Consider the following 19,200-nt stretch of genomic DNA (forward strand, 5'->3'; position numbering starts at 1 on the left):
GCGGACCCCGCGTCCCGGCTCCCGGCAGGCGACTAAGCTGAGTAACGTGTCCGATCCTGCACCGCGCCGCCGCGGCCGTCCGCCGAAGTCCTCGCGCGGCGACGCCCGCCAGGCGATCGCGAAGGCCGCGGCCGACGAGTTCTCCGACCGTGGGTACGATGCGACGTCGATGCGCGGCATCGCCCGCCGCGCCGGCGTCGATCCGGCGCTCGTCCACCATTATTTCGAGTCGAAGGCAGCCCTCTTCGCCGAGGCGGTGAGGCTGCCCGTGCGCCCCGACCGGATCGTCCGGCGCGCGCTCGACGCCCCGCTCGACCGCCTCGGCGAATCGATCGCCGGCACGGTGCTCACCGCCTGGGAGGATCCGAGGATCAGGCCGATCGGCATCACCCTGCTCAAATCCGTCATCGGCGGATCCGCGGCCGGCAGCCTGCTGCGGCAGTTCATGGTCCGCGAGCTCGGGTCGGCGATCACCGGCAAGCTCACCGCCGAGGGCATCGAATCCGCCGAGGCGGAGCTGCGGTCCTCGCTCGTGCTCAGTCAGATGGCCGGCGTGCTCATCATCCGCCACGTCGTCGCGCTCGAACCGCTCGCCTCGGCGCCGCTGCCGGAGGTCATCGCCCGGACCTCGCTGTCCGTGCAGCGGCACATCGACGGGAACACGCAGGTCAGCGACCCGGACCCGGGCGACGACCGTCCCAGCGACTGACCCTTCTACGGCCGTGCGGCGAACAGCGCGTCGTCGCGGAAGGCGGCTCGCGCTCGCCTGAGCGCGTCGATTCCGGACAGATTCCCCTTGACGCCTCCGACGAAGAGGCGTCTAATTCATCGTATGATGAATAATGTCATCGAGACCCGCGGCCTCACGGTCCGGCGCGGACGCACGACGGTCCTCGACCGGCTCGATCTCGACGTGCCGTCGGGCGCGATCGTCGGACTGCTCGGGCCCAGCGGCAGCGGAAAGACGACCCTCATGCGCGCGATCGTCGGCATGCAGATCACCCGCGGCGGCACCGTAACCGTGCTCGGTCGGCCCGCCGGGACGCGGGCGCTGCGGCATCGGGTGGGCTACATGACCCAGCAGGCGAGCATCTACGACGATCTCACCGTCGAGCAGAACCTCCGCTACTTCGCGCGGATCGTCGGCGCCCCGGCCGCGGATGCCGCCCGCGTCATCGAGCGCACGGGCCTGACCGGGCAGACGCGTCAGCTGGCGCGCACGCTCTCGGGCGGGCAGGCCAACCGCGTCTCCCTTGCCGCGGCGATGCTCGGCACCCCCGACCTCCTCATCCTCGACGAACCGACCGTCGGCCTCGACCCCGTCCTCCGCGCCGACCTCTGGGACATCTTCCGCCGGCTCGTCGACGACGGGGCGACGATCCTCGTCTCGAGCCACGTCATGGACGAGGCGACCCGGTGCGATCGGCTCCTCCTCATGCGCGACGGCCGCATCATCGCCGACACCACCCCACCCGAGCTCCTCGCCGCGACGGGAGCCGAGACCGCCGAGGACGCCTTCCTCACGATCATCGAACGCGATCGCACGGGAGGCCACCGCCTCCTCGGCGCAGGTCCGGACGGAGGCACGCGATGACGGCCCGGCGCACGTTCGCCACCGCCGGTCGCGTCCTCCTCCAGATCGGCCACGACCCGCGCACGATCGCGCTCCTCCTCGTCGTGCCGAGCCTCCTCATCGGCCTCGTCGCGTGGATCTTCGACGAGACCGAGGTCTTCGCCGACATCGGCCCGGCGATGCTCGCGCTCTTCCCGTTCATCGTCATGTTCCTCGTCACGAGCATCTCCACCCTGCGCGAGCGCCGCAGCGGCACGCTGGAGCGGCTGCTGTCGATGCCGCTCGGCAAGGGCGACTTCATCCTCGGCTACACGCTCGCGTTCGGTCTGCTCGCCATCGTGCAGACGGCGATCGCCGGGACCTACGCGATCTGGGTGTGCGGACTCGAGATCGAGGGGTCGATGGTCCTGCTCTTCGTCGTCGCGATCGCCGATGCCCTCCTCGGCACCGCGCTCGGCCTGCTCGCCAGCGCCTTCGCGCGCACCGAGTTCCAGGTCGTTCAGTTCATGCCCGTGCTCGTCTTCCCGCAGATCCTCCTCGGCGGGATCTTCCTCGCCCGGGACCGGCTGCCGGAGGTGCTCGAGACCATCGGCGACTGGCTGCCGCTGTCGCACGCGATCGACGCGCTCACCGCCGTCGCCACGGGATCCGAGGACGCCGACTGGGTGTGGCTGCGGATCCTCTTCATCGGCTGCTGGATCGTCGGTGCGATCGTCGTCGGCTCGCTCACGCTGCGCCGGCGGACCCCGTAACTGCGCGCAACTCCGCAGGTGTGTGCTCAGGAGGCGCTGACTCCGCGGCTGTGCGCTCAGGCCCGCTTGCGGTCGGAGGCGAGCATCCCGAAGACGAGAGTGTCCGTCCATTCGCCCTTCGACCACCAGTCGCTGCGCAGGTGGGCTTCGCGTGTCATGCCGATGCGCTCGGCCAGCTTCGCCGAGGCGGTGTTCCGGGCATCCATCTGCGCGACGACCCGGCGCAGCTGCGCGTCGTCGAAGGCATGGTTGAGCACGGCGAGCGCCGCCTCGGAGGCGAAGCCGTGGCCACCGGCGGCGGGGTTGAGCACCCAGCCGACCTCCGCCTTCGTCTCGTCCGCGGAGTCGAGCCAGATCGCGATGTCGCCGATGACGGTCGAACCCGCGAAGTCCTCATGATCGTCGTCGGTCTCGATGACGAGGGCGAGTGCCTTCGCCTCCCCGCCCAGCCCCGTACGGGGGATCCGCTTGCCGATCTCGGTCCGCGCCACCTCGGCGGTCCAGGGGTCGCAGAGAAGGAACCGCGAGACGTCCTCGCGCGCGTAGATCGGCAGCAGCGCCTCGGCGTCGGAGGGCCGGTAGGTGCGCAGGCGCAGCCGTGCGGTGCGGACGGTGAGCGCAGGGTCGGTCATGTCGTCTACCGAACCACGCCGCCACCCCCGGGTCAAGGTGCGCACAGACGGTGCCGCAGGGCGGAAACGCGAACGGCACGGTCGTCGACCCTCGGCACGGTGGGGAACCCGTGCCGCTGGTCGATGACCGTGCCGTTCGGAGAGGCGTGAGCCGAATCGGCTCACGCCGGACTTGGCGTCAGTGCTGCTCGCGTCAGCGCGGCCCGCTGCTCAGATGTTGATGAGCTTGCGGCGCTGGGCGTAGCGGACGAGGGCGGTGCCGCCGATGATCGCCGCGACGCCGAAGAAGATCGCCGCGCCGATCTCGACACCGGTGCGCGGGAGGGTGCCTCCGCCCTTGCCGGCGAGTCCGGGGCCCTGGTCGCCGCCGGAGGAGCCGTTGCCCTCACCGCCGCCCGAGCCGCTGTTGCCACCACCGGCGCCACCGGCGCCGTTCTCATCGGAGTTCCCGTTCGACTCATCGCCGCCGGCATCCGCACCGCCGGCATCGGCCGAGCCGTTCGACTCGTCCCCACCGGCGTCCGCGGATCCCTCGGAGGTGCCGCTCGAGTCATCGGAACCGGCGGGGTCGTCACCCGGGTCGCCGGGCACCTCGGCGTCGGGGTCGAGGCCGAGCCCGTCGAGGATCGTGAAGTGCGTGTCCGTCTGGTCGGTGAGTCCGACGACGTTCGCGGCTCCGGGGCCGTAGGCGGCGATGCGCACCTGCGAGCCGGTGTGGCTCTGCGAGTTGCCCTCTTCGGCGGTGCCGTACGCGACGGTCATCGGGCTGCCGTCCTTCGTCTCCAGCGTGCGGCTCAGGCCCGGCGTCGTCGATCCCGTCTCGACGATCTGGCTCGTGTGAGCGTGGTCGGCGGTCGTGATGACGAGCGTCTCACCGTCCTGCTTCGCGAAGTCGAGGGCCGCGGTGACGGCCTCGTTGAGGTCGACGGTCTCACCGATCTGACCGCACGGGTTCGCCGCGTGGTTCTGCTTGTCGATGCTCGCGCCCTCGACCTGGAGGAAGAAGCCCTTGTCGTTGTCGAGGAGGTCGACGGCCTTCGTCGTCAGCGCCTCGAGGCTGGGCACGGCGGAGGTGCGCTCGGGGTTGTCGGTGCACTGCGCGGCCGGTTCGCTGCCGCCGGTGCGGGTGGCCAGCGGGCCTTCCCAGCGGACGGGGAAATTGCCCTCGGAGAAGAGGCCGAGGACGGGGGCGTCCTGGTTCGCCTCGGTCACCGAATCGAGTGAGGACGCGTCGTCGACGAGCTGGTAGCCGCGCTCCTCGGCCTGCTGGCGCAGGGTCTTGCCCTCCCAGTCGCCGGCCTTCGCGGTCTGCTCGAAGGAGGCCGAGCCGCCGCCGAGGGTGACATCGGCGCGTGTGTCGAGGATCTGCTCGCTGATCGACCCGAGCCCGCCGTTCTCGAGGGCGGCCTCGGAGCAGTCCTGGCTCGTCTCCTCGGGGCCGTAGCAGCCGCGGGCGGAGATGTGCGAGGCCTGCGCGGCCGGAGTCGCATCCTGGATCTCAGAGGTCGAGACGTTTCCGGTCTTCAGGCCGTTCGCCCGGGCGATCTCGACGAGGGTCTTCTCCGGGGTGCCGTTGCGGTCGATGCCGAGCGCGCCGTTGTACGTCTTCACGCCCGAGGCCCAGCCGGTGGCGCTCGCCGCGGAGTCGGTGACGTAGTTGGGCTTGCCGGTCTCCTGGTCGACCGCGTACGTCGTGTAGCTGCCGGTCAGCGGCAGTTCGTCGATGCCGGAAAAGCGGCCGTTCGCGCCCTCGGCGTAGTTGCGGGCGACGGTGATCTCCGAATCGCCCATGCCGTCTCCGATGAGGAGGATGACGTTCTTCGCCCCGGCGTCCTCGATCGATTTCCGGATCGAGTCGGTCATGTCGCCGTCGAGCTGGCGGGCACCGCCGGGTTCGTCGATGCCGGCCGCCGCGGCGGGGGCGGCGACGCCGAAGAGTGCGAGGCTGAGCGCGCCGGTTGCTGCTGCGAGACGCAGAGTTCTCCTGGCCATGGTTGTCCTTTCGGATCGTGGTGCGCGATTGCGCGGATCTGCCATTCCAACCTACTCAGGGAACTCGCAGACTGGATTGATCCGGGATGAAGGGCGCGTGAATTGCCCTGTCACATGACCACCATGCGGACGACCGGCGACGTGCTCACGACCGGCCGAGCGCCTGCTTCCACGACACCTTCGGGCCCGACCTCAGGATCGACTGCTCGAAGATCCGGGTGGCCAGCAGCAGGGCGAGCAGCGTCGTGACCACGAGGATCGCCAGGGACACGAGCGGCTCCCACCAGGCGGTCGTGCCCATGAACACCCGCATCGGAACCGCGACGGCCGCGGAGAACGGAATGTAGCTGAGCACCGCCATGATCGCCTCGTTGTCGGAGAAGAGGACGACGCCCATGTAGGGCAGGAGGATGAGCATCATGATCGGCGTGCTCGTCGACCCGAGGTCCTCCGACCGGGAGACCATCGACGCGGCAGCCGCGTAGAGCGCGGCGATCATGACGAAGCCGACGACGAAGAGGGGGATGAACCACGCGATCGGGTCGGCGAGACGACCGAGGACGAGGTCGTTGCCGCTGATCGCGGCGCCGACGAGCACCGCGACCGCGGTGAGCGCGACCTGCGCGAACGCGAGCACCGAGCACGCGATGACCTTGCCGAACATGATCGCCCGCGCCGAGGTGGAGGCGAGCAGGATCTCGACGATCCGCGACTGCTTCTCCTCGACGACCGATGAGGCGATCGTCATCCCGAACGTCATCGCCGAGGAGAGGAAGATCAGCCCGAGGCCGAGCCCGATGAAGCGCGTGAGCGCCGGATCCGGGGCATTCGGGTCGAGGATGTCGACGGTCGGGGTGAGGCTGAGCGCGCCGCTCAGCGACTCGGGCGCCGCCCGCAGGGCGATGATCGTCGTCCCGGTCGGCGAGTCGGCGGAGTCGACGACGGCCGCGGTGACCTCTTCGCTGCGCACGAGCTCCTCGGCCTCCTCGGTGCTGCCGACGACGACCGGTTCGATGCCGTCGATGCCGGCCACGGAATCCGCCGAGGTGACCGCCACCTTGTCCGTCGAGGCGAACAGTGAGGGCAGCGACCCGGAGACGGCGACGACCGCGCCGAAGAGGATGACGCCGAGCAGAGTGGAGACGACGAAGGCCTTCGACCTCAGCCGGACCATGATCTCGCGTTCGATGACGAGACCGATCGCCGTGGTGAAGCTCGCCCGGGTCGTCGTCACCGGTGTCGAGAGATGGGTTCCGGGAATGGGCTGGTGTGCGCTCATGCCTGCGTGACCTCCTGGAAGAGACGGTTGAGGGGAACGGAATGGGGGGCGAACGCGCGCACGGACGACAGGGTCATCGCCTGCCGGAGGACCGCCTCGGCGGCATCCCCGTCAGGGGCGGAGAACCGCACCCACGTACCGTCGAACTCGGCGACGGCGACGTCGGGAAGGTCCCGGACCCATGCGAGATCCGCATCGGCCTCGAGGATCCACTCCGGGCGGCTGCGCTGACGGCGCAGCTCGTCGGCGGTGCCGGTCGCGACGAGGCGGCCCTGGTTGATGATGACGAGATCGTCGACGAGGCGTTCGACGAGGTCGAGCTGATGACTCGAGAAGAGGACGGGAGCACCGGTGTCGGCGAAGTCGGTGAGCACGTCGAGGGTGCGTTCGACGGCGATCGGGTCGAGACCGGAGAACGGCTCGTCGAGGACGAGCGCGCGGGGGCGGTGGATGAGGGCTGCGGCGATCTGCACCTTCTGCTGGTTGCCGAGGCTGACGGATTCGAGCGTGTCCGTCGGCTTGCCGCCCAGCTCGAGCCGCTCGAGGAGTTCGAGGCCGCGGCGCTTCGCCGAATGCCGGCTGAGGCCGTGGAAGCGGGCGAGGTAGACGAGCTGATCGATGATCGGCATCTTCGGGTAGAGCCCGCGCTCCTCGGGCATGTATCCGATGGTGCTGCGGTCGGCGGCGGTGATCGGCCGGCCGTCGACGGTGATGCGACCGGCATCGGCGGCGAGGACGCCGAGGAGGATCCGCATCGTCGTCGTCTTGCCCGAGCCGTTCGCACCGACGAAACCGGTCATCCGGCCGTCGCCGATGGTGAACGAGAGGTCGTGGAGGACCTTCTTGTCGCCGAAGCTGCGTGCGATGTTCTCTAGCGTGATCATGTCTCCACGCTATGCGGGGACACGGTTCCCGCGGCTCAGCCGAACGGGCGAGATCCGCCTCCTGCTGCCGGGGGAGCGGTCGCCCTGCGGTGCGGCGAACCGGTCAGTCCCGCGGCTCAGGCGGTTCGGGTTGGGCCTGCTCGATGAGGAGGCAGGCGAGGTTGACGGAGCGGTCGATGTCGACGTCGTCCAACGGCGGGGAGTGGGGGATGAGCGAGCGCATGAGGAACGCGCCGACGAAGGTCTCCATGAGGGCGTCGAGGTCGACGGCGTCGACGACGATCGCGTCGCGCGCGGCTGCACGGTCGAGGATCTCGGTGAGCACCGCCATCCGCTGCGGGAGGAAGCCCTTGACGAAGGCATCGGCCGCCTCGGCGGGGCCGTCGTGCATGTGGGCGAGCCACGCGGGCATCGCCGCGCGGACGAACGGATCGTTGAAGATCGCCGCCTGCTGGGATTGGAAGGCGCGGAGGTCGCCGGCGAGAGTGCCGGTGGGCTCCGGGGTGTCGAGTGGGTGCCGCCGATCGACGAGCGCGGGGATGAGGTCGGCGACGCTGGCGAAGCGGCGATAGAACGCGGGTTTGCTCGTCCCGGCGGCGGCGACGATCGCTGCGATGGTCGCGGAGCCGTAGCCCTCTTCGATGATGATCTGCGCCGCGGCATCGAGGATGCTGAGGTCGATCGAATCGTCGCGTGGCCGACCGGAGAATCGATTGGTGCTGATGTCGATCATCCTTCACATCGGTCGTGCGGTCGCAGAATTCGCTCTGACTGTAGCAGAGGAGAGGGGTGGGGTTGCCGGTTCTTTATCATTCCGTTACGCTACGTAACGAGCGGTGGCATACCATCCGCTCACCCCTCATGAGCAGTGCTCGTGATCCATCCCCAATGGACGTGGAGGCAGCGGCGCTGTGGACAGCAGCGCCCTGCTCCGTCCGTGGGGTGAGGTGCCCCGTCGGAGGTGGCGCCGCGAGGGATGAGGCGCCGAGGTGGTCACGTCGTCGGCGCGGACTCCCCGACGCGGACGACACCGTTCTCATACGCCCAGATGACAGCGTGCGTGCGGTCGCGGATGCCGAGTTTGGCGAGCAGGTTCGACACGTGCGTCTTCACCGTGGCCTCGCCGAGGTGGAGCTGACCGGCGATCTCGGCATTGCTCAGGCCCGTGGCGAGGAGGCGGAGGACCTCCTGTTCGCGCTCGGTGAGGAGATCGAGCGCGGGCGAGGGCTGCGCGGATGCGGCCGGGGAGCTCACCGAGCGTTCGATGACGCGGCGCGTGACCTCGGGGGAGAGCAGGCCGTCCCCGCTGGCCAGGGCCTTGACAGCGTCGATGAGCTGTTCGGCTTCGGCGGTCTTGAGGAGGAAGCCGCCGGCTCCTGCGGCGAGCGCTTCGAAGAGGAAGTCGTCGCGATCGAAGGTCGTGAGCATGAGGACGGCGCTGCCGGTGTCGCGCCGGACGATCTCCGCAGTGGCGGCGAGGCCGTCCATCACCGGCATCTGGACGTCCATGCAGATGACGTCGGGTGTGAGCTCGATGGCGCGGTCGATTGCGATCTGCCCGTTCTGGGCTTCGCCGACGACGGCGATCCCGTCCTCGGATTCGAGGATCGTGCGGAAGCCGGTGCGGACCATCGACTGGTCGTCGACGAGGAGGACTCTGATCATGCGTGCCGTGCCTTTGCGCTCGGAGGTGCGGGTGTCCCTGACGGTGCGGTGGATTCCGGGGAGGCGTGCGCCGAGGCGGCGCGGTCCGTGGTCTCGGCCGCAGGCATTTGGTCTGCCATCGGTGAGGGAGAAGTCTCTGGCGTCGCAGTCGATGACGCGGTCGCCGCGGTCGATGGAGAGGTCTCGGGTGCCGTCGCCGCTGTCGCGGGCGAATCCGGGCGCGTGTAGGGGATGCGGGCGCGGACGAGCCAACCGCCGCGTGACTTCGGGCCCGCGTCGAGGGTGCCGCCGAGGGCGCTCATCCGCTCGCGCATCCCGACGATGCCGAGCCCTGTGCCCTGCGACCGGCCGGTGCCATCGGACCGTCCGGTGCCATGCGACTGCCCGGGTGACTGCCCCGTGCCGAGTGACGGATTGGCGCGCTCGCCGGTCGGGGAGGTGTCGCTGACCTCGACCTCGAGGTCGCTCGGGCCGTAGCGGAGACGCACCACCACCTCGGCGCCGGGGCCCGCGTAGCGCTTGGAGTTCGTCAGGGATTCCTGGATCACCCGGTAGACCGAGAGCTCGGTGATGGCGGTGAGCGGATGCGGTGTCCCGTACGTCGCGACGTCGAGGTGCTGCCCGCTGCGGCGCGCGTCGGCATAGAGGTCGGGCAGGTCGTCGAGTCCGGGGGTGCCGCTCGTCCGGTTCGCCGCAGCGGTCGCGGAGCTCGTGTCGCGCAGGGTGTAGACGAGGGTGCGGAGCTCGTCGACGGTCTCCCGGGTCGACGCCTCGATGGTCTGCAGCGACTCCCGAGCGCGGTCGGGGTTCCTCTCCAGGCTGCGCCGGGCGGCCGCGGCGTGGATGCCGACTCCCGCGATGTGATGGGCGACGCCGTCGTGGAGTTCGCGGGCGATGCGGACGCGTTCGAGGTCGAGCGCCTGGTCGGCGAGCTGCTGCTCCTGCCGGCGCACCTCGTCGTTGGCGGCGCGGAGTTCGCCGACGAGGTGCCGCTGGGTCCAGGCGCGGTCGCCGAACATCCATGCCCCGCCGAAGAAGAGGAGGTTGATGAGGAACGTGATGCCGGAGTTCGCCGCGTACTGCAGGACGGTGAGCTCACCGAGGCCGGAGAGCTGAACGACGGCAGCGCCGATGAGCGAGGCGAAGATCGCGATGCAGAGCAGGAGCCGCGACATGAACGCGGCCTGGCGGTTGCTCTGCCAGGCCCCGATCGAATAGACGGCGAGGAAGAGGGTGATCTGCGAGACGCCCGGCTCCATCATCCCCAGGAACTGGGCGGCGATGTAGAGGGCGGAGACCACCCACGCGACGAGGCTCGGATGCGTGCGCCGGAAGACCAGGGGCAGCGGCACGATGAGGGAGGCCAGGCAGGACGCCCACAGCGGAACCTTGAACGGCCAGAAACCGCCGGCGTTGTAGAGGGCGGCGAAGACGGCCGAGCCGATGCCGAGTGCGGCCACGAGGTACCAGTCCCGGGCTCGCGGTCGCCTCTCCGCGGCGGTGATCGGCTCTGCCATTCCTCCAGCTTAATCAGAGGGAGGTCGCCGGGGACATCCCTCGGAGAGCTGATTCGCCTCCGCCGCACGGGGGAGGGGCAGTGCTCACTCCCGTGAGTCGCGGCGAGAGACGACGAGCCATACGGCCCCGGCGAGCGGTGGGAGGAAGAACGCGATGCGCACTGCCGGCGGGATCTCGATCTGGGTGACGTTGTAGGCGGCGACAGCGAACCCGAGGGTCGTCAGCACGGCGGCCGACCACCAGCCGAAGCGCGACCGCTCGAGAGGGCGCACGGCGAGGAAGGCGAGTGCGACGAGCAGTCCGGTGCCGGCGATCGCGAAGAGGTAGGTCAGTGTCAGCGACGACGCCTCCTCGAGGCTGACCCCGGATGACGTGGGGTACTGGTAGGAGCTGAGCAGTGCGGGGCGGATCTGTCCGGCCGAGACGATCGTCGCAGCGATCGCCGCTGCGCTGGCGAATCCACCGATGAGCGCGACGGTGCGGGTCCGAGTCATGATGACCTCCGAGGTCGGGAGACATGATTGAGACATTATGTATCAATCGCGTGATGCTAGATTAAAGAGACACTATGTCTCATGTCAAGGAGGATCGCATGCCGCGCGCTCACCGATCGGTCGAGGAGACTCGCACACTGGTCGCCGAGGCGATCGTCGACTACGTCGCCCATCACGGCATCGCGGTGTGGCCCGAGATTCCGATGGAGCGCATCCTCGAATCCGCCGGCGTCTCGCGCGCCTCCGCCTATCGCATCTGGCCGGGCAGATCGGCCTTCGGAACGTTCGCGCTCGAGCAGTGCGTCGCCGGTCATGCGATGGCGACGCTCGATGAGCAGCGGGCGCTCGCCCTTGCTCGCGAAGTGCTCGGTGAAGCACCCACGGGGACCGCGTCACGAGTCGACAGCGCCGCGCGCTTCATCGCGCGCGCCGCGGAGGAAGAGCTCGATCTGCTGCTGAGCTCGGATCGGTGGCGAGCCTTCGTCCGGTTCCAGGCGGTGGCACTCGACGCGCCGACGCCCGAGATCCAGGAGCTGCTCGACCGCATCGACACCGAGGATGCGGCCCGGCTCCACGCGGTCTATGCGTCGGTGGCCGAGGTGTGGGGTCTCGCGCCGGTCATCGCCGGTGGGACCTCGGCGATCGCCGAGGCGGCTCTGCTGCTCGCGCGCAGCGCCGTGGCGAGGATCGTCGCCGGTCGCAGCGAGGGACGGCTGCGGTCGACGTATGCGACCGCTCTGGCGGCGCTGGTCCGCGGCTCCTTCCGCGAAGTCCCGCAGGGCGCGGTCGACCTCGAACGACTGACGGCGAGCTGAACCACGATCTTGTCTGGGGGCGACCGCGGCCTCAGCCCTCAGAGCTCGACGGCGACGACGGGATCGGTCGTCGGCTGCGGGGAGCCGCCTTCGGGTTCGACGGTGATGCCGAAGAGATTGCCGGCGGCGAAGTCGCTGCCGTCGATGTTCTCGGCGTCGCCGACCATGAGGCCCACGCTCTTCGGCCCGTCGTCGCCGATCACCCACATCTGCAGGGATGTGCCTTCGGCCGGGGTGACATCGCGCGAGGTCACATGGATGAGCTGTTCGGTCTCGGAGGACACGACGGTGACCGAACCGCCCGCGGCGAGATCGGCCGTCGTCGTCCTCAGGTCCGGGGCGTCCATGAGCCGCGCCGTCTCATCGAGTCGCTGCTGCGTCTCCGCCAGGGTCGCCTCGAGTTCGTTCTGCCGCTGCTGCATCTGCCAGGCGCTGATGCCGAATCCGCAGACGACGATGAGAGCGGCCGCTGCGGCCGCCCAGGGCAGCCAGCTCCGCTTCCGCCGTCGTGCGGCGAGATCGATGGGCTCCTCGGCACGAGACGCCGCGCCGCCGGCCCGAGTGCTGGGGGAGGAATCGGAGTCAGCGGCCGCGGTTCGGTCAGCTGCCTCGGTGGGCCCGGTGTCAGCGGTACGGTCTCCCGCCTCGGCGAGGATCCGCTCGTCACGGGACGGGGCATCGGTTCCGGCTGAGTCGCTGTCCGGACCCGCCGGGGCGGCGGTGTCCGGCGCCGCACTCCCCTGGGGGAGACTCTCCTGGGAGAGGTGGTCGGGCAGGGAGAGGATCGCGTTCTTCGTCTCCTCGCTCACGGCTGCCGGAGCGTCGGAGGCGGCCATGAAGGCGGCGGTCTCACCGTAGGCGGCGACTTCGGCCTGGAACTCGGGGTCGGTGTCGGCCAGCGCCTGCGCCTCGACGAGCTCATCGTCGCTCAGTCCGCCCAGCGCCAAGCCGACGGCCAGGTAGTCACGATCGGCGCTCATCGGCTCGCCTCCAATTCTTCGCGCATCTTCCTCATGCCGTCTCGGATTCTCGATTTGATCGTGCCCAACGGGACCTTGAGAGTCTCGGAGATCTGCGCATGGGTCATTCCCTGATAGAAGGCCATGACGATCGGTCTCGCCTGATCGTCGGGCAGGAGCTTGAGGGCGGCGACGGTGCGGTCGGACTCCGCCCTGTCGATGACGGTCTGCTCGACCTGTTCCCCGACCTCGGCCGCCGACCGCAGTCCGTCGGCGACATCCCGGTCACGGGAGGACTGGACGCTGCGGACGCAGTCGATGCCGCGTCGCCGTGCCATCGTCACGAGCCATGCCCGCCCGCTGCCGCGCTGCGGATCGAAGCTGCCGGCCCTCGCCCACACTTCGGCGAAGCACTCCTGGAGCACCTCCTCGGCGAGCGATCGGCTCATCACGATCCGCACGATCACCGCCATGAGGATGGTCGACTGCGTGGCGAAGAGCTCTTCGAAGGCGCGACGGTCACCGGCGGCCACCTGGATGAGCAGCTGCCCACAGGGGTCCGTCTGCGCGTGCGCCTCACCGTCTGCCCGCATCGTCCGACCGGGCGGCGATGCCCCGGGATCATGGGAAGTCATGATTACATCATGTCATCCTCGCCGAGGTGGTGCTCACCTCAGGTCGGGTTGTGCGGGGACGACGGTGACTGAGCCAGCGGGGCGGGGCGTCGAGGGGAGTGCCGGGATCGCGTGCTGCCGAGAAAGCATGCTGCCAGGGACCGGCCCGAGACCACTCGAGCCAGGCCCCTGGCAGCACACCGCCTCAGCGGTCCCCGATCACTTCGGGGGCATGAGCACGCTGTCGACCATGTAGACCGTCGCGTTCGCGGTCTTCACGCCGCCGCACACGAGCTTCGCGTCGCCGAACGTGAGGTCGTCGCCGCTGCCTTCGATCGTCACGGTCGAGCCCTCGACGGTCTCCTGGTCACCGGCAACCTCGTCCGGTGAGAGCTGGCCGGGGATGACGTGGTAGGTGAGCACCTTCGTCAGCTCATCGGCGTTGCCCGCCACCGCGTCGAGGTCCTCCTTCGGGATCTTCTCGAAGGCCTCGTTCGTCGGTGCGATCACCGTGAACTCGTCACCGTTGAGAGTGTCAACGAGGTTGACATCGGGGTTGAGCTCACCCGAGACGGCCGAGGTCAGGGTCGAGAGCATCGGGTTGTTCGAGGCAGCCGTGGCCACCGGGTCCTGGGCCATGCCCTCGACCGAGCCGGCACCATCGGGGTTCTGCTCGGCGTAGGCCGCGCAGCCGGGTCCGACGAGCTCTTCACCGGCCATGGCCGACGAATCCGATGCCGGAGCGGAGCTCTCGGAGGATTCGCTCGACTGGGTCTCCGAGCCGCCCGACTCCGTGTCGCCGCCGGAGCTTCCGCAGCCCGACAGTGCGAGGATGCCGATTGCACCGGCCGAGAGGAGGGTGGCAGTGCGAGTGCGCAGTGTTTTCATCGTTCTACTCCTTGTTTCTCCGTTTTCACGGTCGTGCTCTGGTCGACACAGCCTGGTGTGTCCTGCTGTGTTACTGGGGGTTCGCAGCGACCGAGGTTCCGGATGGGTGATCGGACGGGTTTTTCTCCTCTTTTCCGGATCTTCTTCGCCGGATCCCGCAGCCGGAGGCAGAGAACACCGAGGTGACGGGGGAGGAATGCGGGTGTGGGGCGGGGCTGCGCGTTCGGGCGAATCCCGGGCACGGCCGGCTCACTCGACGGTGAACTGGATGCGGTGGTGACCGGTCGCGGAGTTCGGGATGGCTTCGCGGCGCTCAGCGGTCTGGACGGTGCCGTCCTTGTCGACGGCGCGCACCGTGACGCTGTGGAGGCCCGACCGGACGTCGTCGAACTCGGCCCGCCACTGCCGCCATGTGTCGACGGTCGCCTCGGCGCCGAGTTCGGCCTCCGTCCAGTCGCCGTTGTCGAGGCGCACCTCGACGCGGTCGATGCCGCGGGTCTGCGCCCAGGCGCTGCCGCCGACGGTGATGGTCCCGGCGGGGAGTTTCGCCAGGGGACGGGGCACATCGATGCGGGAGGCGACGAGGATCGGCGCCTTCGCGTCCCATCCGCGCTGCGTCCAGTACGCCTCCTTCTCGTCGAATCGGGTGACCTCGAGTTCGGTCACCCACTTCGTCGCCGACACGAAGCCGTAGAGACCGGCGACGACGAGTCGGGCCGGGAAGCCGTGCACGGGGGTGAGCGGCTCGCCGTTCATTCCGACGGCGAGCAGCGCGTCCCGGTCATCGAGCATCGCCTCGAGCGGCGTCGACGCGGTGAAGCCGTCATGGGAGTGGGAGAGCACCATGTCGGCGTCCGGGCTCGGCCCCGCACGGCGCAGCAGCTCCCGGACGGGGTAGCCCAACCACGTGGCATTGCCGACGAGGTCCCCGCCGACGGGGTTCGAGACGCACGTCAGCGTCGTGTGCTGCTCCTGCAGGGGCAGCGCGAGGAGCTCGTCCATCGTGATCGTCACCTCTTGGTCGACCATCCCGCGGATCGTCAGCGACCAGTCCTGCGGGTCGATCGTCGGTGGGGCGAGGACGGTGTCGATGCGGTAGAAGTCCTTCTGCGCGGTGACGAACGGGCGGATGCCCTCGACGTCGAGGCTCGCCCCCGCGGGGATCGGTCCCGCCGTCCGGGCGGCGCGGGGGAGGACGAGGTTCGCCGCCGAGGCGGCCGCCTCCCTGGTCAGGGCGACAATCGATTGGCCCGTCGCCACCCCGACGGCGCCGACGGCCGCCGCGATCCCGGTGAGCGCGAGGAAGCGCCGCCGTGAACCGGCCCGCTGTGCGCGGTCGGCGGGGGAGTCCCGGGTGAGCAGCGGGGTGCGCGCGGCAGTGGTCGATGCCTGCGCCTGTGCTGCCGTGGCCTGTGCGGCCCAGCGCAGGCCGACCCACAGCACCACGACCCCGGCGGCCAGCCCGACGAGGGTGGGAACGACGTCGATGAGCGTCGAACCCGTCCGGGTGAGGACGGCACCGGCGGGCACGAGGCCGGCGACGATGAACGCGGCCAGCGCCACCCGTGGTCGCGTCCCGCCGAGCCAGCCGATGAGGGCGCCGAGGATGAGGGCACCGAGCGCGACGGTGGCGACGAGGACGATCTTGTCATTGGCGCCGAAGAGCGCGATGACGGGTTTGATGACGCTCGTCGGGGTGAGCGGGATGATCGCCTGCCCGAGGACGAGCAGCGGCGCCGAGGTCGGTCCGATGAGCCGGGCGACGAGGTCGGCGAGGCCGAAGAGGAGGAGCGTCGCGGCGACGCCGACGAGGATGGAGCGCAGACGGAGTCTCATGTGGGGGATTCGGAGCGGAGGGACCGGCAGATGGTCCGGCCGCGCGTCCGCAATTCGCGAAACGTTCAGCCGGGCGTCTCCCTGCTGTCGTAGCATGGATTGATGACTGAGAATCCCGGATACGCCGAGCCGCAGGCGCGCCCCGCCGACTCGGACGACGAACCCAAAGGCCCCAACGCACCGATCTACACCGCTCGGGTGGAGAACCTCGGCGGCACGTCGGGAGAAGTGCGCGTCGAAGACGGTCCGACTCTCGCCACCGCCCCGACCTCGCACACGGAGCTCGGCAGCAACCCCGAGCAGTTCCTCGCGATGGCGTGGAGCACCTGCCTCGGCGAGACCCTCAAGGTCGTCCTCGCCGTCAACGAGGTCGACGCCCTGTCACGGGTGCGCTGCGAGGTCGACCTCCACAAGGAGAAGTCCGGCGGCTTCTACTTCGTGCCCCGCGCCTTCATCTCCGTCGAGGGAGTCTCCGACGCGGATGCGGAGAAGTACGCCGCCCGCGCCCACGCCCGCTGTCCCATCTCGAAGCTCCTCAAGGGGATGGGCACCCCGGTCGTCGAGATCGAGGACTACAAGAACCCCGACAACTTCCAGCTCAGCTGAGGCACCGCAGCCGGGACAGATGAGCGCATCGACCGTGCGCCTCCGCGATGAGCGGGGGCGCACGGTCGCGTGCTACCGGGCGCGCACCTCGGCGACGATGCCGGCGATGGCCTCGGCCGCCTCGGCGGGACGGATGAGCCACCGCAGATGCGAGGAGTCGAGCGTGATCACCCGGTAGGGATTGTCCGGGGTGAGGGCATCGCCCTCCCGGATGAGGCGGTCCTGCATCGGCAGGGGAATCGATCGATCCTCGCCGAGGCGGATGAACGTCCGCGGAATCGTGCCCCAGGTGTCCGCCTGGGCGCGGTCGTCCGGGCCGCCGGCGTCGAGGTTCTCGTCGGGCTGGAACGTGCCGACGAAGGTGAGGAACTCGTCGGCCGTGGCGTCGGCGCAGAAGAGGGCCTTGAGCGAGGCGAGCTGTTCGCCGGTGGCGCCGCGGAAGTTGCAGCGCAGGGCACCGAGCTGCCCCGGATCGCCGACGAGGAGGGACGCGAGGACGCCGGCATCGACGTCGGCCATCTCCGGTTCGGCGTTGTAGGCGGCGGCCTCGAGGTCGACCGGGGCCCACGCCGAGGTGTAGACGAGGTGGTCGAGCAGCTCGGGGTGCGCATTGCCCAGGGCGGTCAGGGCGATTCCGCCTCGGCTGTGGGCGAGGGCGATGACGGGTCCGGTGTCGCGGAGGCGGCCGATCGCCTCGGCGAGATGGGCGACGGTGTCGGCCAGGCTCACCCCGGCCATCGCACTCGGGGCAGTGGCCAGCGCCCCAAGATCCTGCGGGGGCTGATACCCGTCGGGGATGACGGCGGAGAAGCCGTGGCCCGGCAGGTCGAGCGCGGCCGAGCGGACCCCGTGGGCGGCGAGTTCGGCCTGGAGCGGGGCGAACGTCAGCGAGTTCGCGAACGCGCCGTGGATGAGGACGACAGTGGGTTCGGACATGCACTCACCCTAGCGGCACACGGTAGTGCGCAGGCGGGACGTGGTCTGACGCCACCGCGGCGGGGGCTCACGCAGGCCGAGTGCGTCGGTGGCGGAATGCGGAGCGCCCGGCCCGCATTACAGTGGGGGCGACAGTGATTGGGAGAGCAGAGGAGAGGTCATGTCATTCACGGAGACCGTGCTGCTGGTGCTCGACCTCCTCGGCACATTCGTCTTCGCAATCTCCGGTGTGCTGCTCGCGGCACGCCGCGGCTACGACATCACCGGCGGCCTCGTCCTCGGTCTGCTCGCGGGAATCGGCGGCGGCATGATCCGCGACATCCTCCTCGACCGCGTGCCCAATGCGCTCGCCCACCCGATCTACCTCGCCCCGCCGCTGCTCGCGACCCTGCTCATCTACCTCATCGGGCAGCGCACGCTGCGCGCCCGGATCTGGATCATCGTCTTCGACGCGCTCGGCATGGGGCTCTTCAGCCTCACGGGCACGGCGATCGCGCTCGAAGCCGGCGCCCAGGCGCCCGTCGCGCTCCTCATGGGCGCGCTGACCGCGTGCGGTGGCGGACTCCTGCGCGATGTCGTCGCGAACGAGGATCCCGCGATCTTCCGCGGCACCGACCTCTACCTCATTCCCGCCCTCTTCGGTTCGGGGCTGACGATCCTCGCCGATCGGCTCGGTCTCCTCGGCGGCGTCACCTCGGTGCTCATCGCGGCGTTCGCCTTCGGGTTCAGGATGCTCGCGTGGAGACTGCAGTGGCGGGTGCCGCAGCCGATGCGCCAGTGGTCGCTGCGCGCCAGGGACGGGCAGTCGCGGCGCAAGCGCCTGCCCGCGGTGTTCCGCCGCCCCGACTGAGCCCGCGGTCGCGGTGGACACGCTGCGGACGGGGGCTGTGCCGGTGACCTGCGCGGTCGTTGGGCCGGTCGTCCCGGACTCGGTCGCTGATGCGGTCAGAGGATCGGCGCCGAGGAGGCCGACGACGTCATGGCGAGCACGGCCCTGGCGATCTCCTCGATGATCTCCTGGGATTCCGGTGTCGCCTCGGCGGCGCTGACCTGTCCGCGTTCGATCTCCTTGAGTCGGGTCGCCACCTCGGCGTTCCACGGCATCCGCGGCTGGAGCTGGACGTAGACCTGAGCCGCGGAGATGAGCGCGATGATCGCAGCGGTGCGCGCATCCGGAGCCCGGCCGTCGTCGAGGACGGCGGTGACACGGTCGCGGAGGGCCGCCTCGGCGCGCACATCGAGCGTCGGCCACCGGGTCGTCGGGAGCACGCCGAGGACCTTCTTCGTCTCGCGGAGGATGATGCCCTTCGCGGCCAAGCGGTCGAGCACGGGCTGGCGGACGTCGAGGTCGAGACCCGAGATGAGGCCGTACGCGGAGTGCTCGCGCGTGCCCATCGCCCGCAGCGCCTCGGCGAGGATCGGATCGATCTGCGGGTCGGGGGTCGTGCGCTTCGCATGGATGAGGGTGCCGCCGACCCGGCGATGCGAATGGACCTCGAGGCGGCCGGTGAGCGCGAGTTCGGCGAGGACGGCGCCGGGCAGGACGCAGTGGAGGACCTTCGAGCCGGCGATCGCGCTGCCGTCATCGGCCAGGAGCAGGAGCATGAGCTCTTCGACGATGAGCAGTTCGTCTTCCATGGGGCGCCCCTCCCGCTGCGGTGATTCCAGGGTAGGCGATGGGATGCGGTCTCGCCCAGGGGTCGTCGGGTCGCCGGGGCCGGGGATACGTGAGTCTGTGGGTCCGGGGACGGCAGGTC

The 19,200-nt window shown here is 69.8% G+C and carries 20 protein-coding genes; 6 read left to right on the forward strand and 14 right to left on the reverse strand.

What is annotated here, in order from left to right:
• The first annotated feature begins 46 nt into the window (after window positions 1-46).
• From J9315_RS00600 to J9315_RS00610, 3 genes are all read left to right on the forward strand, one after another.
• Window positions 47-709, forward strand: coding sequence for a TetR family transcriptional regulator (locus tag J9315_RS00600; protein ID WP_211978561.1), 663 nt, complete (start codon window positions 47-49; stop codon window positions 707-709).
• A gap of 123 nt (window positions 710-832) precedes the next feature.
• A complete protein-coding gene (locus J9315_RS00605) occupies window positions 833-1,594 on the forward strand; it encodes an ABC transporter ATP-binding protein (protein ID WP_211978562.1) in 762 nt (253 codons plus the stop codon).
• A complete protein-coding gene (locus J9315_RS00610; protein ID WP_211978563.1) occupies window positions 1,591-2,325 on the forward strand; it encodes an ABC transporter permease in 735 nt (244 codons plus the stop codon). Before J9315_RS00605 ends, J9315_RS00610 begins: the two co-directional genes overlap by 4 nt.
• Before the next feature lie 56 nt (window positions 2,326-2,381).
• On the opposite strand, the gene J9315_RS00615 is transcribed toward J9315_RS00610, so the two are convergent.
• The 8 genes from J9315_RS00615 to J9315_RS00650 all read right to left on the reverse strand — a co-directional run bounded on the left by J9315_RS00615 (window position 2,382) and on the right by J9315_RS00650 (window position 10,789).
• Window positions 2,382-2,957: a GNAT family N-acetyltransferase gene (locus J9315_RS00615; protein WP_211978564.1), complete on the reverse strand. Its 576-nt coding sequence runs from the start codon at window positions 2,955-2,957 to the stop codon at window positions 2,382-2,384.
• A 210-nt stretch (window positions 2,958-3,167) separates the two neighbouring features.
• Window positions 3,168-4,949, reverse strand: coding sequence for an alkaline phosphatase (phoA, locus tag J9315_RS00620; RefSeq protein WP_211978565.1), 1,782 nt, complete (start codon window positions 4,947-4,949; stop codon window positions 3,168-3,170).
• 145 nt (window positions 4,950-5,094) lie between these two features.
• Complete coding sequence (locus tag J9315_RS00625; RefSeq protein WP_211978566.1) at window positions 5,095-6,228, reverse strand: ABC transporter permease; 1,134 nt, start codon at window positions 6,226-6,228, stop codon at window positions 5,095-5,097.
• On the reverse strand, window positions 6,225-7,112 hold the full coding sequence (locus J9315_RS00630; RefSeq protein ID WP_211978567.1) for an ATP-binding cassette domain-containing protein: 888 nt from the start codon (window positions 7,110-7,112) through the stop codon (window positions 6,225-6,227). Before J9315_RS00630 ends, J9315_RS00625 begins: the two co-directional genes overlap by 4 nt.
• 103 nt (window positions 7,113-7,215) lie before the next feature.
• Window positions 7,216-7,845: a TetR/AcrR family transcriptional regulator gene (locus tag J9315_RS00635; protein WP_211978568.1), complete on the reverse strand. Its 630-nt coding sequence runs from the start codon at window positions 7,843-7,845 to the stop codon at window positions 7,216-7,218.
• Between the two features lie 260 nt (window positions 7,846-8,105).
• Window positions 8,106-8,777 carry a response regulator transcription factor gene (locus J9315_RS00640; RefSeq protein ID WP_211978569.1) on the reverse strand — a complete coding sequence of 224 codons (672 nt, stop codon included), beginning with the start codon at window positions 8,775-8,777 and terminating at the stop codon, window positions 8,106-8,108.
• A complete protein-coding gene (locus J9315_RS00645; protein WP_211978570.1) occupies window positions 8,774-10,294 on the reverse strand; it encodes a sensor histidine kinase in 1,521 nt (506 codons plus the stop codon). Before J9315_RS00645 ends, J9315_RS00640 begins: the two co-directional genes overlap by 4 nt.
• Window positions 10,295-10,378: 84 nt before the next feature.
• Window positions 10,379-10,789, reverse strand: coding sequence for a hypothetical protein (locus J9315_RS00650; RefSeq protein WP_211978571.1), 411 nt, complete (start codon window positions 10,787-10,789; stop codon window positions 10,379-10,381).
• Between the two features lie 98 nt (window positions 10,790-10,887).
• Between J9315_RS00650 and J9315_RS00655 the strand changes: the two genes are divergently transcribed.
• Window positions 10,888-11,604, forward strand: coding sequence for a hypothetical protein (locus tag J9315_RS00655; RefSeq protein WP_211978572.1), 717 nt, complete (start codon window positions 10,888-10,890; stop codon window positions 11,602-11,604).
• A gap of 38 nt (window positions 11,605-11,642) precedes the next feature.
• Here J9315_RS00655 and J9315_RS00660 read toward each other — a convergent pair whose 3' ends face one another.
• The 4 genes from J9315_RS00660 to J9315_RS00675 form a co-directional block, all read right to left on the reverse strand.
• Window positions 11,643-12,584, reverse strand: a complete 942-nt coding sequence (locus J9315_RS00660) for an anti-sigma factor (RefSeq protein WP_211978573.1) — start codon at window positions 12,582-12,584, stop codon at window positions 11,643-11,645.
• The gene (locus tag J9315_RS00665) at window positions 12,581-13,198 is read right to left on the reverse strand and encodes a sigma-70 family RNA polymerase sigma factor (RefSeq protein ID WP_211978574.1); all 618 of its coding nucleotides are present in this window, start codon (window positions 13,196-13,198) and stop codon (window positions 12,581-12,583) included. The genes J9315_RS00660 and J9315_RS00665 overlap by 4 nt, the downstream gene beginning before the upstream one ends.
• 198 nt (window positions 13,199-13,396) lie before the next feature.
• On the reverse strand, window positions 13,397-14,065 hold the full coding sequence (locus tag J9315_RS00670) for a fasciclin domain-containing protein (protein ID WP_211978575.1): 669 nt from the start codon (window positions 14,063-14,065) through the stop codon (window positions 13,397-13,399).
• A gap of 249 nt (window positions 14,066-14,314) precedes the next feature.
• A complete protein-coding gene (locus J9315_RS00675) occupies window positions 14,315-15,901 on the reverse strand; it encodes a molybdopterin-dependent oxidoreductase (protein WP_211978576.1) in 1,587 nt (528 codons plus the stop codon).
• A 102-nt stretch (window positions 15,902-16,003) separates the two neighbouring features.
• Here J9315_RS00675 and J9315_RS00680 point away from each other — a divergent pair, with 102 nt between their 5' ends.
• Entirely contained in the window at window positions 16,004-16,507 is a 504-nt protein-coding gene (locus J9315_RS00680) for an OsmC family protein (protein WP_198499994.1), read from the forward strand.
• Window positions 16,508-16,579: 72 nt separating this feature from the next.
• Here J9315_RS00680 and J9315_RS00685 read toward each other — a convergent pair whose 3' ends face one another.
• Window positions 16,580-17,443 carry an alpha/beta fold hydrolase gene (locus J9315_RS00685; protein ID WP_211978577.1) on the reverse strand — a complete coding sequence of 288 codons (864 nt, stop codon included), beginning with the start codon at window positions 17,441-17,443 and terminating at the stop codon, window positions 16,580-16,582.
• A gap of 160 nt (window positions 17,444-17,603) precedes the next feature.
• Between J9315_RS00685 and J9315_RS00690 the strand changes: the two genes are divergently transcribed.
• Window positions 17,604-18,293, forward strand: coding sequence for a TRIC cation channel family protein (locus J9315_RS00690; protein WP_211978578.1), 690 nt, complete (start codon window positions 17,604-17,606; stop codon window positions 18,291-18,293).
• Between the two features lie 95 nt (window positions 18,294-18,388).
• On the opposite strand, the gene J9315_RS00695 is transcribed toward J9315_RS00690, so the two are convergent.
• Entirely contained in the window at window positions 18,389-19,081 is a 693-nt protein-coding gene (locus J9315_RS00695; protein ID WP_211978579.1) for a GPP34 family phosphoprotein, read from the reverse strand.
• Between the last annotated feature and the right edge of the window lie 119 nt (window positions 19,082-19,200).

It is taken from the genome of Brevibacterium sp. W7.2 (assembly GCF_018137945.1).
Classification (GTDB): Bacteria; Actinomycetota; Actinomycetes; order Actinomycetales; family Brevibacteriaceae; genus Brevibacterium; species Brevibacterium sanguinis.

Excerpts from the sequence above, each read along its gene's own strand:
- J9315_RS00605 (WP_211978562.1), top strand. The coding sequence starts at position 833 with ATGATGAATAATGTCATCGAGACCCGCGGCCTCACGGTCCGGCGCGGA.
- J9315_RS00610 (WP_211978563.1), top strand. The coding sequence starts at position 1,591 with ATGACGGCCCGGCGCACGTTCGCCACCGCCGGTCGCGTCCTCCTCCAG.
- J9315_RS00615 (WP_211978564.1), bottom strand. The coding sequence starts at position 2,957 with ATGACCGACCCTGCGCTCACCGTCCGCACCGCACGGCTGCGCCTGCGC.
- phoA (WP_211978565.1), bottom strand. The coding sequence starts at position 4,949 with ATGGCCAGGAGAACTCTGCGTCTCGCAGCAGCAACCGGCGCGCTCAGC.
- J9315_RS00625 (WP_211978566.1), bottom strand. The coding sequence starts at position 6,228 with ATGAGCGCACACCAGCCCATTCCCGGAACCCATCTCTCGACACCGGTG.
- J9315_RS00630 (WP_211978567.1), bottom strand. The coding sequence starts at position 7,112 with ATGATCACGCTAGAGAACATCGCACGCAGCTTCGGCGACAAGAAGGTC.
- J9315_RS00635 (WP_211978568.1), bottom strand. The coding sequence starts at position 7,845 with ATGATCGACATCAGCACCAATCGATTCTCCGGTCGGCCACGCGACGAT.
- J9315_RS00640 (WP_211978569.1), bottom strand. The coding sequence starts at position 8,777 with ATGATCAGAGTCCTCCTCGTCGACGACCAGTCGATGGTCCGCACCGGC.
- J9315_RS00645 (WP_211978570.1), bottom strand. The coding sequence starts at position 10,294 with ATGGCAGAGCCGATCACCGCCGCGGAGAGGCGACCGCGAGCCCGGGAC.
- J9315_RS00650 (WP_211978571.1), bottom strand. The coding sequence starts at position 10,789 with ATGACTCGGACCCGCACCGTCGCGCTCATCGGTGGATTCGCCAGCGCA.
- J9315_RS00655 (WP_211978572.1), top strand. The coding sequence starts at position 10,888 with ATGCCGCGCGCTCACCGATCGGTCGAGGAGACTCGCACACTGGTCGCC.
- J9315_RS00660 (WP_211978573.1), bottom strand. The coding sequence starts at position 12,584 with ATGAGCGCCGATCGTGACTACCTGGCCGTCGGCTTGGCGCTGGGCGGA.
- J9315_RS00665 (WP_211978574.1), bottom strand. The coding sequence starts at position 13,198 with ATGACTTCCCATGATCCCGGGGCATCGCCGCCCGGTCGGACGATGCGG.
- J9315_RS00670 (WP_211978575.1), bottom strand. The coding sequence starts at position 14,065 with ATGAAAACACTGCGCACTCGCACTGCCACCCTCCTCTCGGCCGGTGCA.
- J9315_RS00675 (WP_211978576.1), bottom strand. The coding sequence starts at position 15,901 with ATGAGACTCCGTCTGCGCTCCATCCTCGTCGGCGTCGCCGCGACGCTC.
- J9315_RS00680 (WP_198499994.1), top strand. The coding sequence starts at position 16,004 with ATGACTGAGAATCCCGGATACGCCGAGCCGCAGGCGCGCCCCGCCGAC.
- J9315_RS00685 (WP_211978577.1), bottom strand. The coding sequence starts at position 17,443 with ATGTCCGAACCCACTGTCGTCCTCATCCACGGCGCGTTCGCGAACTCG.
- J9315_RS00690 (WP_211978578.1), top strand. The coding sequence starts at position 17,604 with ATGTCATTCACGGAGACCGTGCTGCTGGTGCTCGACCTCCTCGGCACA.
- J9315_RS00695 (WP_211978579.1), bottom strand. The coding sequence starts at position 19,081 with ATGGAAGACGAACTGCTCATCGTCGAAGAGCTCATGCTCCTGCTCCTG.